Annotated in this window: 14 protein-coding genes; all 14 read right to left on the bottom strand. The window is 37.4% G+C overall.

Going from position 1 to position 16,053, the window contains the following annotated elements; all coding sequences use genetic code 11:
• Window positions 1–7 precede the first annotated feature (7 nt).
• The 14 genes from J5J05_RS00815 to dnaE all read right to left on the bottom strand — a co-directional run bounded on the left by J5J05_RS00815 (window position 8) and on the right by dnaE (window position 16,007).
• Window positions 8–769, bottom strand: coding sequence for a response regulator transcription factor (locus tag J5J05_RS00815; protein ID WP_341868487.1), 762 nt, complete (start codon window positions 767–769; stop codon window positions 8–10).
• A 151-nt stretch (window positions 770–920) separates the two neighbouring features.
• Complete coding sequence (locus tag J5J05_RS00810) at window positions 921–1,652, bottom strand: pseudouridine synthase (protein WP_208558758.1); 732 nt, start codon at window positions 1,650–1,652, stop codon at window positions 921–923.
• Between the two features lie 20 nt (window positions 1,653–1,672).
• Complete coding sequence (gene scpB, locus J5J05_RS00805; protein WP_208558757.1) at window positions 1,673–2,236, bottom strand: SMC-Scp complex subunit ScpB; 564 nt, start codon at window positions 2,234–2,236, stop codon at window positions 1,673–1,675.
• A gap of 26 nt (window positions 2,237–2,262) precedes the next feature.
• Window positions 2,263–3,009, bottom strand: coding sequence for a segregation/condensation protein A (locus J5J05_RS00800; RefSeq protein ID WP_208558756.1), 747 nt, complete (start codon window positions 3,007–3,009; stop codon window positions 2,263–2,265).
• Window positions 3,010–3,036: 27 nt separating this feature from the next.
• On the bottom strand, window positions 3,037–3,393 hold the full coding sequence (locus J5J05_RS00795; protein WP_208558755.1) for a GNAT family N-acetyltransferase: 357 nt from the start codon (window positions 3,391–3,393) through the stop codon (window positions 3,037–3,039).
• A 21-nt stretch (window positions 3,394–3,414) separates the two neighbouring features.
• On the bottom strand, window positions 3,415–4,755 hold the full coding sequence (gene lysA / locus J5J05_RS00790; protein WP_208558754.1) for a diaminopimelate decarboxylase: 1,341 nt from the start codon (window positions 4,753–4,755) through the stop codon (window positions 3,415–3,417).
• A gap of 253 nt (window positions 4,756–5,008) precedes the next feature.
• Window positions 5,009–5,830 carry a purine-nucleoside phosphorylase gene (locus J5J05_RS00785; protein WP_208558753.1) on the bottom strand — a complete coding sequence of 274 codons (822 nt, stop codon included), beginning with the start codon at window positions 5,828–5,830 and terminating at the stop codon, window positions 5,009–5,011.
• Window positions 5,831–5,877: 47 nt separating this feature from the next.
• Window positions 5,878–7,047 (bottom strand): phosphopentomutase, encoded by a 1,170-nt coding sequence (deoB, locus tag J5J05_RS00780; RefSeq protein ID WP_208558752.1) that lies wholly within the window; start codon window positions 7,045–7,047, stop codon window positions 5,878–5,880.
• A 41-nt stretch (window positions 7,048–7,088) separates the two neighbouring features.
• Entirely contained in the window at window positions 7,089–7,997 is a 909-nt protein-coding gene (xerD, locus tag J5J05_RS00775; RefSeq protein WP_208558751.1) for a site-specific tyrosine recombinase XerD, read from the bottom strand.
• Window positions 7,998–8,010: 13 nt separating this feature from the next.
• A complete protein-coding gene (locus J5J05_RS00770; protein ID WP_208558750.1) occupies window positions 8,011–8,469 on the bottom strand; it encodes a Fur family transcriptional regulator in 459 nt (152 codons plus the stop codon).
• A gap of 103 nt (window positions 8,470–8,572) precedes the next feature.
• Window positions 8,573–9,457 (bottom strand): CvfB family protein, encoded by an 885-nt coding sequence (locus tag J5J05_RS00765; RefSeq protein WP_208558749.1) that lies wholly within the window; start codon window positions 9,455–9,457, stop codon window positions 8,573–8,575.
• Window positions 9,458–9,637: 180 nt separating this feature from the next.
• Window positions 9,638–11,395: a pyruvate kinase gene (pyk, locus tag J5J05_RS00760; RefSeq protein WP_208558748.1), complete on the bottom strand. Its 1,758-nt coding sequence runs from the start codon at window positions 11,393–11,395 to the stop codon at window positions 9,638–9,640.
• A 104-nt stretch (window positions 11,396–11,499) separates the two neighbouring features.
• The gene (pfkA, locus tag J5J05_RS00755; protein WP_208558747.1) at window positions 11,500–12,462 is read right to left on the bottom strand and encodes a 6-phosphofructokinase; all 963 of its coding nucleotides are present in this window, start codon (window positions 12,460–12,462) and stop codon (window positions 11,500–11,502) included.
• Between the two features lie 236 nt (window positions 12,463–12,698).
• A complete protein-coding gene (dnaE, locus tag J5J05_RS00750) occupies window positions 12,699–16,007 on the bottom strand; it encodes a DNA polymerase III subunit alpha (RefSeq protein ID WP_341868486.1) in 3,309 nt (1,102 codons plus the stop codon).
• Window positions 16,008–16,053: the final 46 nt, after the last annotated feature.

The raw sequence follows: 16,053 nt of genomic DNA, 5'->3' as shown, positions 1-16,053 counted from the left end.
TCTGCTCCTACTCCTCTTCTTCATGAGGGTATGAATTAAGTTTATAGCCAAGCCCCCACACAGTTTCAATCATTTTAGCAGCTATTTGAGACTCTTTTTTCAATTTCTCACGTAAGCGTTTAACGTGTGTATCAACTGTTCTCAAATCTCCAAAAAACTCATATTTCCATACTTCTCTGAGTAACTGTTCTCTACCAAAAATCTGATCTGGTGAAGACATAAGGTAATGTAATAAGTCATATTCTTTAGGGGTTAAGTTGACCGATCGTCCATCTGCTGTCACGCGTCTAGAATCATTGTCAATTTCAAGATGCGGTAAAGTAAGGGTGTCTGACACTTCAGCAGATTTATTCACACTGCCGCCACCTGTCTGACTTCTTTTCAAAATCGCAGATACTCTGAGCACGATCTCTCTAGGACTAAATGGCTTGACGATATAATCATCAGCACCCACTTCAAATCCTTGTATACGATTTAATTCTTCACCTTTTGCTGTCAACATCATAATAGGGGTTTCTTTTTCTTTACGTAATTCTTCTGCAACTTCAATGCCATCCATTTCAGGCATCATCAAATCAAGTAATATTAGATCGTAATCATTTTCTAAAGCTAACTGTAAGGCGACTTTGCCATTTTCAGCTTCATCGATTTCATAATTAGCTTTTTCTAAATACATTCTTAATAATCTTCTAATTCGGTTTTCGTCATCTACTACCAGTAATTTTTTTGCTTGCTGCTCTACACTGTCTTGTAATTTTTCATCCGTCACGATTAGACACTCCTTAGCGCTCGATACTATTGACTTAAGATTAAAATACATTGATAAAACTTGGGTACGTTGCTTAAGTTTAATTATAACTAAGATAAGGATATAGTGCCACTATTTCCAACTTTACCTTAGAACTTATCTAATGATTGAACTAATATGTTTCTTCTTCATCAACTAATTGTTTTAATTTGTTGACTTCAAACTGCTTCAGTTCTCTCCAAACGCCTGATTGCATGCCTTCAACAGTTAAGAATCCATATTGGGTTCTTGTCAATTTCTCTACCGGATGTTTAATTGCTTGCATCATTTTTTTGACTTGATGATTTTTACCTTCGTGAATCGTCAACTCTACTGTCGAAAAATCTTTTTTTCTATCATAATTGATGATTCTTGCTTTAGCAGGAGACGATTTCACTTTATCGAACACTACACCTTTTTCTAAATGCATGATGTCTTCTCGGGTCATTCGACCTTTCACTTTTGCGATATATGTTTTTTCGACTGCATATTTCGGATGCATTAATTTATTCGCTAATTCTCCATCATTTGTTAACAATAGTACGCCTGTCGTATCGTAATCTAAACGACCTACTGGATATATACGTTCTTCAACTTCATGTAGCAACTCTACTACTGTTTCTCTATTCTTAGGATCATTTGCTGTTGAAACGACCCCTCTTGGTTTGTTTAATAAAAAGTAAACTGGTTTCTCTTTTTGAATAGGAATATCATCTACTGAAATCGTATCTGATTTTCTAACTTGATAACCTAGTTCTGTAACGAGTTCTCCATTTACTTTTACGCGCCCTGCTTCGATCATGCTCTCAGATTTTCTTCTTGAAGCTATGCCTGCATGCGCCATGACTTTCTGTAATCTATCCATGTAACTCCTCCTTCTATTTTCTATTCAAATGACTGTTGGAAACTTTCAAAAAATAGTGATGTTTCTTCTACTTCTTCCTCAATACTCAACTCAGGTAATTCAGATAATGCATTCAAACCGAAGTAGTCAAGAAAATAATCTGTCGTCCCATACAATACAGGTCTCCCTGGTGCTTCCAATCTACCAACTTCTTGAATCAAATCACGAATCCTTAGTTTATGCAGTGCTGTTGCTAGCTGTACGCCACGAATTTCTTCGATTTCCATGCGGGTAATGGGTTGCTTGTACGCGATTATCGCTAACGTTTCTAGCAATGCTTTACTCAGTTTCTGCATTAAAGGAGATTGAGCATAAGCACTAACAACAGAAGAATAGCTTTCTTTGGTGACTAAGCGGTACTTGTTTGCCGTTTCAATAATCGTTAATGCACTTGTTTCTTTTGTATTGTAGTCATGCAATAATTTCTTTAGTGAAACAAGCACATGTTCAGTGGTGGCATTGGTCAGCTTAGCCATTTCCTTCAATGTCAGGCCTTCATCTCCTGCCACGAAGAGTAACGCTTCATATACTGCCGTTTCGTTCATTCAATCCCCTCCTATTCAATTTTATTTTATCCAACAAAAAATAATTCAATATCCGAGAAAGTATCCTCTTGTGTGAATGTTATTTTGTTTTCTTTAATCAATTCTAACAGTGCAAGAAAAGTGACAACGATATCTTTTCGAGAATAGTAGCGAAAGAGCTGATGAAAAGTTCTTTTCTTCTGCACACTATTCGTCAACTCAAGTTCGATCCACTCCATACGATCGGCTACCGTAACTTCTTCAGTTTCGATCGTAGTTTGCTCTGGTTCTCTCATCTCGCTTCTTTTCATGACCGTCTTAAAAGCTGCGATTAAATCTTGGAGTTGAACTTCCCCATTTTTTAAAGGCACATTTTTTTGAAACTCAGATACATCTGCTGGCTCTTTTGTGAAAAAAACAGATCTTTCAGATTGCTTCTGATCTAGCTGAACAGCTGCATGCTTAAATTTCCTATATTCAATCAACATTTCCATTAATTCTTCTCTAGGATCTTCTTGCTCTGGGATAAAATCTTCTCCTTCATCATCCCATCCGTCGTTTCTCGGTACTAAAAGCTGGCTTTTTATAGACATCAAAGTTGCTGCCATCACCAAATAGTCTCCCGCAACATCTAGCTGCAAGATCTTCATAGCTTGTAGATAATCCATATATTGAGCCGTAATTTTAGCAATTGGTATATCATATATATCAATTTCATATTTATTGATCAAATGTAATAATAGATCCAATGGCCCTTCAAATACGTCTAAGTTAACTTCCCAGTTTTCACTCATGCTGATTTTCCTTTTAGTTAGTTGACATTAATGTTCTGTATGCCATTTAGTAATTAAGGATCCTGTTTCAATGGTACCCACTAATTGACGTGGTGCATACTTAGCAGCTAGTGCGTTTAGTATTTCGTGTGCGAGTCCTTCATCTCGATAAGAAGGATTAATCGCGATATGTCTAACAAGTACAAACTCATCTTCGATTTCAATGCCCAACACACCGGCAAAGTCATTCGTTTCATCACTTTTCCATAAAAACAACTGTCGATTATCTGCTTGTTTGTACCAATCGACTTCTTTGGTCAGTCTGACGGTATCTTTTAAATCGGGAACGTAAGACAATAATCCCATTGTGATTTTATTATAATCCGCTTTATAATCTGTTAGCATCTTCTACCTCCTTAAAGTGGATCAGCATTTTATCTCAAACGATTGTTCCAGATTCAAGAAATCCTCATAGGTTTCTCTTCTGATCGCTAGAAAATCAATACCATCCTCTACAAACACAACCGCTGGACGTGGTAGTCGATTATAGTTGCTTGCCATTGAATAGCCATATGCTCCGGTGCTTAATACCGCCAAATAATCTCCTTGTTCAATCTCTGGAAGGTCCAGATCCCAAATCAACATATCGCCACTTTCGCAAGCTTTTCCTGCAATAGAAACCGTTGAATCATATTTTGCGTATACTTTATTCGCTAATACACCAGTGTATTTCGCATCATAAAGAGCGGGTCTAATATTATCTGCCATACCACCGTCAACAGAAACATATTTTCTAACGTTTGGAATCATTTTCTGTGTTCCCACAGTGTATAGCGTCGTACCAGCTTCACCAACGATACTTCTACCTGGCTCAACCCAAATTTCTGGAAGCTCTAATTCGAAATTATCTGCCTGCTTTCTCACGCTATTCATAATACTCATTGCATAATCTTTAATTGGTAAAGGCGCATCTTCTTTCGTATAACGAATACCAAAACCTCCACCAACGTTTAACACTTTCAAATCAAATCCAAATTGTTTTTTCCAATCTACAGTATGCTGTAATAACCGTTCGATAACCACTTCATACCCAACCGTTTCAAAAATCTGTGATCCGATATGCGCATGCAAACCGATAAGATCAATGTATTTCAAAGATTGTGCGAGTTCGATTGCTTCTTTGGCTTGTCCAGATGCTAAATCAAATCCAAATTTTGAATCTTCTTGACCGGTAGTAATATATTCATGTGTATGTGCTTCTACACCCGGCGTGATTCTTATGAGTACTTTCATTTGTTTTTGATGTAAAGTTGTTAATTGATTGATCATATCTAATTCAGTGAAATTATCAACTACTATACAACCAATATCTGCATTCAAAGCTTCCACTAGTTCATGATGCGATTTGTTATTTCCATGAAAATGAATTTTCGAAGCAGGAAATCCTGCTTTTATAGCAAGAAATAACTCGCCTCCAGAAACAACGTCTAGTGAAATTGATTCTTTCGCTAATAATTCGTAAAGTGCAAGCGAAGAAAAAGCTTTACTTGCATAAGCTACTTGCGTTGCCTTCTCATATGAAGAAAATGCATCTTTGAATTCATTTAGTCTAGATTTGATGAGTCCAGTATCATAGACATATAATGGTGTTGCATACTTTTCAGCAAGAGATATTGTGTCTACACCACCTATTTCTAGATGATTCTTATCGTTGATTCTCATATTTCCTGGAAATTCAGGAAATTGTTGATGATTAAACTGATCCATTATTTTATTCCCACATTTCTTTAGTCTCGAATTTGAAAAGCTATATTCTAGACGTTTTTCAGTACTTTTTAATTTTACATACTCATGACAATAATACAGATATATACGCGAAAAATCAAACGCACATTAAAAAAACACTGTATCCATCATCTTCTTATTTAACTGAACACATAGCAAAAGATAGATAAAGATACATTAGAAGCATCTTTATCTATCTTTTAAAGAAATTACGCTCTTATAGACTTGTAACGTATTAAACCTTAGAAACGAAATCTTTCACAAGTGATTTAAAGGATTCCTTAACACGTGTCGTCACTTCTACAACTTCATCATGATTCAAATTGCTCTGCATACCTGCCGCATAATTTGTAATACAAGAGATTCCTGCTACCTTCAGTCCTGCGTGTTGTGCCACGATTACTTCAGGAACAGTAGACATGCCTACTGCATCTCCGCCCATCGTACGAATCATTCGGATTTCGGCTGGTGTTTCGTATGTTGGTCCAGTCAGACCGAAGTAGACCCCTTCTTTAATGTCTATTCCATTGGCTTCAGCACAACTACGAATCAATTTTTGATAGCCTTTATCATATGCTTCAGACATATCCGTAAATCTTGGGCCAACTTGAGGATCATTTTTACCCATTAATGGATTAACGCCTGTAAAATTAATATGATCAGTGATAATCATCAAGTCGCCTGGATTGAAGTCTGCGTTAACACCACCAGCAGCATTTGTAACAACTAGCGTTTCCACGCCTAAAGCCTTCATTACTCGTACTGGGAAAGTAACATCTTCAAGAGCGTATCCTTCATAGAAATGGAATCGTCCTTGCATAGCCAAGACCATTTTCCCACCTAGTTCTCCGTAAACTAATTGTCCTGCATGGCCTTCAACAGTTGAGACAGGGAATCCTGGTATTTTTTCATAAGGTATCGCAATAGGATCAGCAGCTTCTTCCGCTAACTCTCCTAAACCAGAACCTAGAATCAATCCAACTACTGGTTGATCCATCCCGTTCTCTTTCAAATAGTCTGTTGCTTTTTGAACACTTTCAATATATTCTTTTTCCATCTATCGTTCCTCCTATGACATGATGCTCATTTTTTCATGAGCACTGGCTACTTTAATTCTCCCAAGAAACTAGTACCAAAACCTGTTCCTTCAACGTTAAAGTTTTCTGCTATCGTTGCACTGATATCAGCAAAATAACCTTGTGATAATGCACCATTACGACTAAAACTTGGGGAATAAATCATCAATGGTACATATTCTCTAGTATGATCCGTTCCTGGATGTGTCGGATCATTACCATGATCTGCAGTGATGATCAGCAAATCATCTTGTTTCAATTCGCTAATGATTTCAGGGATTCTAGCATCAAACTCTTCTAACGCTTTAGCATATCCTTCAACATCTCTACGGTGACCGAAGAGTGCATCGAAATCTACCAAGTTCGTGAAACTCAATCCGTTGAAATCTTTTTTCATGACTTTAATCAGTTGATCTACGCCATCCATATTAGATTTTGTACGAACAGATTCAGTGATTCCTTGGCTGTTAAAGATATCGTCGATCTTACCAACCGCAATAACATCTTTATCGTTAGCTTTTAACGAATCCAAGACTGTATCGCCAAATGGGCTCAATGCATAGTCATGGCGATTGCTTGTTCTTGTAAACGCGCCAGGTTCCCCAACGTAAGGACGAGCAATGATACGGCCGATCATATATGGGTCATCTTTTGTAATTTCACGAACATACTCACAAATTTCATAAAGCTCTTCTAATGGTATGACATCTTCATGCGCCGCAATCTGTAAAACAGGATCTGCTGAAGTATAGACGATCAAGTCCCCTGTTTCTATTTGGTGTTCACCGAATTCATCTAGAATCGCAGTACCCGACGCCGGTTTATTCGCAACGATTTTTCTGCCTGTATGCTCTTCGATTTGATTGATCAGGTCATCTGGAAAACCATTTGGAAAAACGCGGAAAGGTTTTTTTATATGCAATCCCATAATTTCCCAGTGCCCAGTCATTGTATCTTTACCAACTGATTTTTCTTCAAGTTTTGTGTAATAACCAATACTTGTTGGGGTTTCTTCAATACCTTCTAACGGAGCAATATTTCCTAAACCTAACGTCTTTAAGTTTGGCAATGATAAGTCTGTTTGTTCTGCTATATGTCCTAATGTATGTGACCCCTCGTCGTTAAAGTCCTTAGCATCTGGTGCTTCTCCGATTCCAACTGAATCCATTACGATTAAATGTACACGATTAAAGCTCATGCTTAATTCCTCCTATTGATTATTTGCTTAAGCTATTTTGCCTAAGCTCTTGGGTGATACGTATCATAAACTTCTTTCAGTCTATGTTTTGTGATATGGGTATAAATTTGAGTGGTAGAGATATCCGAATGCCCTAACAATTCTTGGACAACACGAAGATCGGCACCATTTTCTAATAAATGTGTAGCAAATGAATGTCTCAATGTATGAGGTGTAACGTTTTGTGTAATCCCTGCTTCTAGAACCATTTTCTTGATTTTCTTCCAGACACCTTGTCTACTCAATTGCGTCCCGCGCGGATTCAAAAAAACATAGGGAGAAATCTGTGCAGATTTCATAGCCAATTTAGGACGGCTATACTCAAGATAGTATTCCAGCCACTTAACTCCTTGATCTCCAATCGGCAAAATTCTTTCTTTATCGCCTTTACCGATTGTTTGGATCAGATTCATAGATAAGTGTAATTCATCCAAACGCAAGTTAACAAGTTCAGAAATTCTGATTCCGGTGGCATACATGACTTCTAGTATCGCACGGTCTCTGATCCCGATTTTATTTGAAACGTCTGGTATAGCTAAGAGAATCTCCACTTGCTTGGCAGAAATAACTTTTGGTAATGTCTGTGCTTTTTTAGGCGTTTGAATATACAGCATAGGATCTTCTGTAGCGATATTCTCTTGTTTAAGGAACTGATGAAATCTTCTTAAGCTTGAAATCATTCTAATAAGTGAGTTATCCGATTTGTGTCCATTCCTTTGGGCTTCTAAAAAATTCAATATCAGATATCGATCAATTTGATCCCAATCAGTTACTGCTTCTTTTCTTAAAAAGACAATATACTGCATCAGATCGCGTTGGTAACTTTCTATTGAATTTTTAGAAAGACCTCTCTCTATTTTAAGAAAGGTCAAGTATTCTTCTAAGGCTTCTAATCCTAATTCAGCCGTCACTGAGCATTACTCCTTATTGATTGCTATCCGTTTTCTTAAGGCAATCTTGGCATATACCATGAAAGGTCAATCGATGATCTTTAATTTTAAACTGATGGTTCTTTTCTATTTCTTTTTCAATATCAATCAGCATATCTTGTTCAACTTCATCTATTTTTCCACAATTAAGACATAACAAATAATGAGGCTGATGATGATGTTCATTATGATTCAAATCATATCGAGCAATACCATCTTGAAAAGTAATTTTGTTGATGAGTTTTAGATCAGTCAACAATTCTACTGTTCGATACACTGTGGCTAATCCAATACCGCTATGCTTTGCTCGAACAGCCATATAGATCTCCTCTGCACTCAAATGCTCTTTTTCAATCAAGACCTTTACGATGATTTCTCGCTGAGGTGTCAGTTTGAATCCAGATTGATATAATTTCTCCTTGATAACTTGTATTGCCATTCCCGTCTTTTCCATCGCTATCCCCTTAGATCAGAACCATTATAATCTATCTCATAAACATTCAGTTTAATTATAATCAGTATAATCTAGAAAGAACTCAGTTACAACCATCATCCTTTTAATCTTCAGTCTCTTCTTCAAGTGGGTCTTTGATGAGTTTAGTACCATGAGCATCTTGTTCAATCAGACGTTGTTTCATTAGTCTACCTAAAGCGCGTTTAAATTGTCCTTTACTAATGCCAAACTGATTTTTAATTGCTTGCGGGTCACTCTTGTCATTGAATTTGAAGTACTGATCACCAGATCGCCGTAATACTTCTAGCAACATAGCTGCATCATCATCAAGTACTTCGTAAGCCCTAGGAAGTAAAGAAACATAGTAAACACCATCTTCTCTAACACCGATAATACGGCCACTGATATACTCTCCAAGACGAGGTTCACGCTCACGTTCAGATGGATGAACAAATCCAATGAAATGATCTTCTGTAATAAAATATGTGCCGGCTTTTTTCAACTTAAAGGCATAACCATTAATCTCGCTGTTATGTGCTTCTTTTTCACCTGTCTGAGAAATAGCATAGAAATCTTCTTCTTCTGCTAATTGGCCCCACATGCGGTCTTGATCATCGACAGTAACTGTAAGATAGACCTTATCACCTTTTTTAGGCCAAAGATGTCCCTCAAAGGGTAAATCATCCAAAGAAATCACTAAGTCTTTATTGTGCCAATTTACATTGACGAAAACACCAAGTGATCGCTTAATATCAATCACTTCTCCCCAACCAAAACTGCCCACTCTAACTTCTGGTATTTCAGTGGTAAATAATTGATTGTTGTCTTTATCGATATAACAAAACCCTTCGACTGTTTGTCCTAATACTAGTTCTTCTTCATTCTCAGAGACTACTTGGTAAGTCATCCCATTATTTTGCACAAATGTTGCTTTTTCATTTTTATCTGTAACGATTCCCATAATCTTACTACCTAAAATAGACATCATTCCACTCCCTTTTCTCTCTTACTTAAATACTACAAAAGACGATGAGATTAAATCCCGAAGTAAGTCTTGTTTCTACTCCAGATCAGTTAACCCATCTGAAACTCAACTTACTTCAAGATCTTTATAATCTCATCGTCTGATTGTGATCATCTTTAATTTACTTGTTCGTAATTGTTAACTTTAAATGGCAGTTGTCGCGCCACGGTAGATAATACCACGACGAGCATCAACAGTGATCAATTCATTCTGTTCAACTAAGCTTGTTGCGTTCTCAGCAGATACAACTACAGGAATACCCATTGCGATTCCGATAACAGCTGCATGAGAAGTCAATCCGCCTTGTTCAACAACGATTGCTGCTGATTTTTCAATAGCTGGAAGGTAATCTTTGTCTGTGTTTTGAACAACTAAGATACCGCCTTCTACTGCTTTTTCGTTTGCTTCATCAGCAGATGTCGCAACGATTGCTTTACCGATGACAGATTCAGATCCAACACCTTGCCCACTAACAAGTTTAGAACCAATTAATTGAATCTTCATAACGTTAGTTGTTCCACGCTCGCCAACTGGTACACCAGCAGTAATGATGATAAGGTCGCCTTCTTTAGCATAACCTTTTTCCATAGTCGTTTGTGTTGCCAAGTTAAACATATCATCAGTAGAGGTTGGTTTTTCAGACAATGTCGGAATAACGCCCCATTGTAATGATAATCCACGAGCTGTTTCTTCTGAGAACGTAATTGCAAGAATGTCTGCTTTAGGACGGAATTTAGAGATCATACGTGCAGTGTGACCTGATTCAGTAGCTGCAACAATTGTGTTGATGTTCAAGTTGCGAGCTGTGTGTCCAACCGCTTGACCAATCGCTTCAGTCATATCTGTTTGGTCATATGCTTTAAGCGCATATGCGTCTTGGTTTAATAAAGCAGCCTCTGTACGGACAGCGATGTTATACATTGTTTGTACTGATTCTACTGGGTAATCTCCTGCAGCAGTTTCTCCAGAAAGCATAATGGCATCTGAACCATCAAAGATTGCATTCGCAACATCGGAAGCTTCAGCACGTGTAGGACGTGGGTTAGCTTGCATAGAATCAAGCATCTGTGTAGCAGTGATAACTGGTTTACCAGCAGCATTACACATACGAATCATGTGTTTTTGTACGATTGGTACTTCTTCAGCTGGGATTTCTACCCCTAAATCTCCACGAGCAACCATCAAACCATCAGCGATTTTAAGAATTTCTTCTAAGTTATCGACACCTTCTTGGTTTTCGATTTTAGGAATGATTTGTACGTGTGTTTTGTCATTTTTTTCTAATAATTCAGTGATCTCAAGAACGTCAGATGGACGACGTACAAATGAAGCAGCGATATAGTCAATATTATTTTCTAGTCCGAAAAGAATATCGCTCTTATCTTTATCCGTTAAACCAGGAAGATTTACTGAAACGCCAGGAACGTTAACACCTTTTTTATTTTTAAGAATACCTGTGTTTTGTGCTGTTGTAACGATCTCGCCATTTTCATGATCGATATCTGTTACTTGTAAGTTGATTAAACCATCATCCAACAAGATACTTGATCCAGGCGTTACATCATTGATCAAATCTTCGTAAGTAACTGAGAATTTTTCTGTTGTTCCTTCAACTTCAGTCATTGAAATACGAATAGTGCTTCCTTTAAGAATTTCAATTCGACCGTCTACCATGTTTTGTGTTCTGATTTCTGGTCCCTTAGTATCTAACATGATCGCAACCAGTTTATTTGTTTTTTCTGCTGCTTCACGGATGTTTTTGATACGTGCTAAGTGTTCTTCATGATCGCCGTGTGAAAAGTTTAAACGAGCAACGTTCATTCCAGCTTCCATCAATTTAGTTAATGTATCTACTGATTCACTTGCAGGGCCAATGGTACAAACAATTTTTGTCTTCTTCATAAAAAATAACTCCCACTTTCGTCTCTGTTTTTGTTTTTTATTTACACTGAGTATAGTTAAACACGATTCAACCATACTCAGTAATTTTATCTAGATTGATTTGATTAGTTCGAAATTTCTTCGTTGAGTTTATAAAGGTCTAGATTTGGTTCATGTTTCATATTATCCAAAGTATCGACAATATCATGTGCAACGATTTGTTCATTTCTCAAACCAAGTGCTAATCCACCACGATCTTCTTTAAGGTATTCTACTGCACTAGCACCAAAACGGCTTGCTAAAACGCGATCTCTTGCTGTAGGTGATCCTCCACGCTGAACGTGACCAAGAACCGTTACACGTACATGGAAGTTATCGATTGCATCTAATTTTTCAGCAAACTCTTGTCCGTCCATTACGCCTTCAGCTAAAACGATGATCGTGTGTTTCTTACCTTTTTCTCTACCTTCACGGATATTATCTGCAACAGCTGTAATATCGAATCCTTTTTCAGGAATGATGATTTGTTCAGCACCACTAGCTACACCAGCCCATAAAGCGATATCTCCAGCATCACGTCCCATTACTTCGATAACGAATGTTCTTACGTGAGACGTTGCAGTATCTCTGATTCTATCCAAAGCATCTAATACAGTGTTGATGGTCGTATCAAACCCAATCGTGTAATCTGTTCCAGGAATATCATTATCGATTGTTCCAGGCAGACCAATACATGGATAACCACGTTTTGTAAGAGCATAAGCGCCGCGGTATGATCCATCTCCACCAACAACTACCAATCCTTCAATACCAAAACGATTTAACTGTTCGATCCCTTTAAGCTGTCCTTCTTCAGTAGCAAACTGAGGATAACGAGCTGAATATAAGAATGTACCACCACGTTGGATGATATCTCCTACATCTCTACGAGTCAATTTGCGAATATCCCCAGCCACAAGACCAGCAAATCCATAGTTGATTCCATAAACTTCCATACCTTCATATAGAGCTTTTCTTACGACTGCACGAACAGCTGCGTTCATGCCGGGAGCGTCTCCCCCACTTGTTAAAACTCCAATACGTTTCATATCAACCTTTCACCTCTAATACAAATTTTGATCATCTAAAACAATTAATTAAATTACCTATGATGAATTCATTCGTTAGTATGATTTAGGATAACGGTATAATGAGAATGATCTTTCAAAAAGAAATTCAAAATTTTTTTCTCATTCATTCATCTAGTTTCCATACAAGTAACATTCTATCACTTTTTGCTAATGATGTCTCATAAAAATGGCAACAATCTCAGTTTTTTCCGAAATCAACGTAGAACAACGTTTTCTGACCCTAAAATCTTCTTGATTCCGCTTAACAATTTTTCTGTTTCTTCTATGAAAAAGGTGCTCTTTAATAATTGTTTTTTCCCAGTATGTGAATCGTAAACAAGTACTGGCGTTTCACCAGCATGTTCGCGCAAAAGTGCTTGTACAGTTTGAAACAGCTCTACATTGTTTTCTAATGAGTCAATTTTGAGATAGAGTGTTTTCTGAGACTCTTTCTCTTTTAACGCATCAGCTAATTCAACTTTTCTAACCAACAATTTATGTCGTTCTTTATCACTTTCGACCTTTCCTTCAACGAGTACCGGTGTATCTTTTTTTAGCGTTTTGATGAATTTCCTATGTTGTTCCGGAAACAAGGTTAGTGAGCAAGTTGCCGTTTGATCAGTTAACTCAACAAATGACATCGGCTCTCCACGTTTTGTCTGAATTGTCTTAACCGATTTTATTATACCAAGAAAGCGCATGATTTTACCGATTTTAGCATCGGCAATGTAATCGATTTTATAAGGTTTTCGGAATTTGTTGTATCTTTCACTAGGATGTTCTGAGAAATAAAACCCTGTTACTTCAAATTCTTGGTCCAGTTTTGTTTCATCATCGATATCTTCTTTTTCTTCTATCCTAGGGGCTAGTGATTCAAAAAGTTCCATATTTCCATCACTCATCTGCACACTATTGATAATGCCCTCTATCGAATAGATAAGCGTACCTCTATTATAACTTAGCGCATCGAACGCACCGGCAAGTATAAGCGGTTCAATATACGTCTCTTTTCGCCACTTTTTATCCAGTCTACTGATGAAATTGACTAAGTCTGTATATTGCCCATGATCTTGTCTTTCTCTGTAAATGGCGTAAACTAGATCTCTTCTTAATCCCTTGATGACATCCAAACCAAACTGAATGGTATTGTCATTCAAAGAAAATGAATAATGACTTTTGTTAATGTCCGGACCATTCAAATAAACTTGCCGTTTACGTGCTTCTAAGACATATTCTTGTAATTTCGTTTTATTGTTAGAAGAAGCTTTCATCAGTGCAGCATAAAAAGCAGCTGGATAATGTGCCTTAAAGTAAGCTAACTGATAAGCAACCATCGAATAAGCAACAGCGTGAGATCGATTAAAGCCATAGTTTGAAAACTGCTCAATATAGTGGTAGACCTGCGCTGCTGTTTCTTCTTCATATCCTTTATTTAAAGCACCTTGAATAAACTGTTTTCGGCCAGAGTCAATCTGTGAACTGATTTTTTTCGAGATGGCTCTTCTTAAGATATCGGCTTCTGCTAAGGAATAACCTGCCAATTGAGAAGCTACTTTCATTACTTGTTCTTGATAAACCATAATCCCATAGGTAACATCCAATATACTTTCAAGGTCATTATGCGGATACCTAATTTCTTCTTGTCCTTTTTTCCTAGCTATAAAGGTATCAATCTGTTCCATGGGACCTGGTCTATATAAAGCATTGACCGCTACGATATCTTCAATGTCTGTTGGTCCTAATTTTCGAAGAACACGCTTAATGCCTGGAGATTCAAATTGAAAAATACCGTTTGTCTCGCCATTTCTAAATAGTTTTAGAGTCTTTTCATCGTTCAATGGGATATCGGAAAACGTAAAATCATTGCCTGTTTGTTTCTTGGCAAATTGCAAACAATCGGATAATATAGTCAAGTTCTTGAGTCCTAAAAAATCCATTTTGAGAAGACCCACTTTTTCAACATCGCCCATTGCAAATTGCGTCAAAGATAGTGCGCTATTCCCGTTTTGTAGCGGGACAGATTGCGTTAGGGGTTTGTCGGAAATAACGACACCCGCTGCATGGGTAGAAACATGTCTAGGTAAACCTTCAAGTTTTGTAGCTGTATCATAGATCAGTTTATTTTGATCAGATTCTTTAACCATTAGCTGCAACTTCGAAGATTCTTTTATCGCTTTTTTCAAAGTCATCCCAAGACTCGACGGAACTGCATCTGACCATTTTTTTAGTTCTTGAGTAGTCAGACCAAACACTCTACCGGAATCTCTAAGCGCCATTTTAGCGGCAAAGGTACCAAACGTTGCAATTTGTGCCACATGTTGATTGCCATATTTTTGATTTACATAAAGCAAGATCTGTTCTCGTTTATTATCTGGGAAGTCCAAATCAATATCGGGCATCGAATACCGTTCTTCATTTAGGAAACGTTCAAAAAGTAGACCATAAGCAATCGGATCAACGTCTGTAATATTTAAAACGTATGAAACAAGCGAACCTACAGCTGAGCCCCTTCCTGAGCCAGTCACGATATTTTTACTGTGTGCGTATTTCATTAAATCCCAGACAATCAAAAAATAATCCGAAAAACCCATTTTAGAGATAATCCCTAATTCTTTGTCTAAGCGATCTAAATAAACTTGTGTAACGGTATTGATTTTTTTGTTGAGTGCATTTTTGCACAATTCATAAAGATATTCATCTGTTTCTCTATTCTCAGGTAGTGGAAATTTCGGTAATACTGGCTGACCAAGTGTGATCTCAATATTGATTTGATCGGCCACTTCATCCGCTCTTTCCAGTACGGCTGTATAACCAGCTGAGCGATACAGTTCTTCAGTTTCATGTGCAGAAAGTAAATACTGATCGTCATTCACCTTTTTATCTAAATCAATCGTCTCGTTTGCACCGATTGTCTTTAATACATTTGTAGCAAAAGCATCTGAACGGTCAATATACGCGACCTCGTCTGATGCAATCAACTGTAACTTACTATCTAGAGCTAATTGTTCTAGTTGTTTTTTAACAGCATCTAGAGACGAATGCATTGTGTAGCCGATATAGATTGTCTCGAACGTTTGCTCATAAGCATTTAGCACTTTCATAGCATCGTCTTTGTGATCCATGTCTAAAAGCGTCTCTACTTCGCCAGTGATTCCCGGTGTAATGGCTATGAGATTTTCTGTAGAGGATTGAATCACTTTTAGAGGAACTGGTTGCTCATCTGTCATGACTTTGGTAGAGAGTTCAATCAATCTTCTAAAACCTTTTTCGTTTTTAGCCAATAATATGATCTGGCAAGGTTGATCTAAAAAAATGGGTTCAATATCTAGTTTTAATCCTATAATCGGTTTCAAACCCGCAGCTTTTGCTTTCTCATAAAATCCTATTGCACCATAGAGAACATTATGGTCTGTCAGGGCCAACGATGTGTACCCTCGCTCTTTTGCGCTTGAGACTAACCGTTCGATTGTTGTCGTACTCTTCAACAGAGAATACGTACTCATTACATGAAGTTTGGTATGCACGTGTTTGTCTCCTTACCTTTTATTCTCGATTAGGGTCATTCCTATA

The sequence above is a fragment of the Marinilactibacillus kalidii genome, from assembly GCF_017599325.1.
In the GTDB taxonomy this organism is placed as follows: Bacteria; Bacillota; Bacilli; order Lactobacillales; family Carnobacteriaceae_A; genus Marinilactibacillus; species Marinilactibacillus kalidii.
The sequence above is the reverse complement of the archived record's forward strand: the minus strand, read 5'-3'. Positions and strand labels throughout refer to the sequence as shown.

Excerpts from the sequence above, each read along its gene's own strand:
- J5J05_RS00800 (WP_208558756.1), bottom strand. The coding sequence starts at position 3,009 with ATGAGTGAAAACTGGGAAGTTAACTTAGACGTATTTGAAGGGCCATTG.
- J5J05_RS00795 (WP_208558755.1), bottom strand. The coding sequence starts at position 3,393 with ATGCTAACAGATTATAAAGCGGATTATAATAAAATCACAATGGGATTA.
- pyk (WP_208558748.1), bottom strand. The coding sequence starts at position 11,395 with ATGAAGAAGACAAAAATTGTTTGTACCATTGGCCCTGCAAGTGAATCA.
- J5J05_RS00765 (WP_208558749.1), bottom strand. The coding sequence starts at position 9,457 with ATGATGTCTATTTTAGGTAGTAAGATTATGGGAATCGTTACAGATAAA.
- lysA (WP_208558754.1), bottom strand. The coding sequence starts at position 4,755 with ATGGATCAGTTTAATCATCAACAATTTCCTGAATTTCCAGGAAATATG.
- J5J05_RS00785 (WP_208558753.1), bottom strand. The coding sequence starts at position 5,830 with ATGGAAAAAGAATATATTGAAAGTGTTCAAAAAGCAACAGACTATTTG.
- scpB (WP_208558757.1), bottom strand. The coding sequence starts at position 2,236 with ATGAACGAAACGGCAGTATATGAAGCGTTACTCTTCGTGGCAGGAGAT.
- J5J05_RS00770 (WP_208558750.1), bottom strand. The coding sequence starts at position 8,469 with ATGGAAAAGACGGGAATGGCAATACAAGTTATCAAGGAGAAATTATAT.
- pfkA (WP_208558747.1), bottom strand. The coding sequence starts at position 12,462 with ATGAAACGTATTGGAGTTTTAACAAGTGGGGGAGACGCTCCCGGCATG.
- deoB (WP_208558752.1), bottom strand. The coding sequence starts at position 7,047 with ATGAGCTTTAATCGTGTACATTTAATCGTAATGGATTCAGTTGGAATC.
- J5J05_RS00810 (WP_208558758.1), bottom strand. The coding sequence starts at position 1,652 with ATGGATAGATTACAGAAAGTCATGGCGCATGCAGGCATAGCTTCAAGA.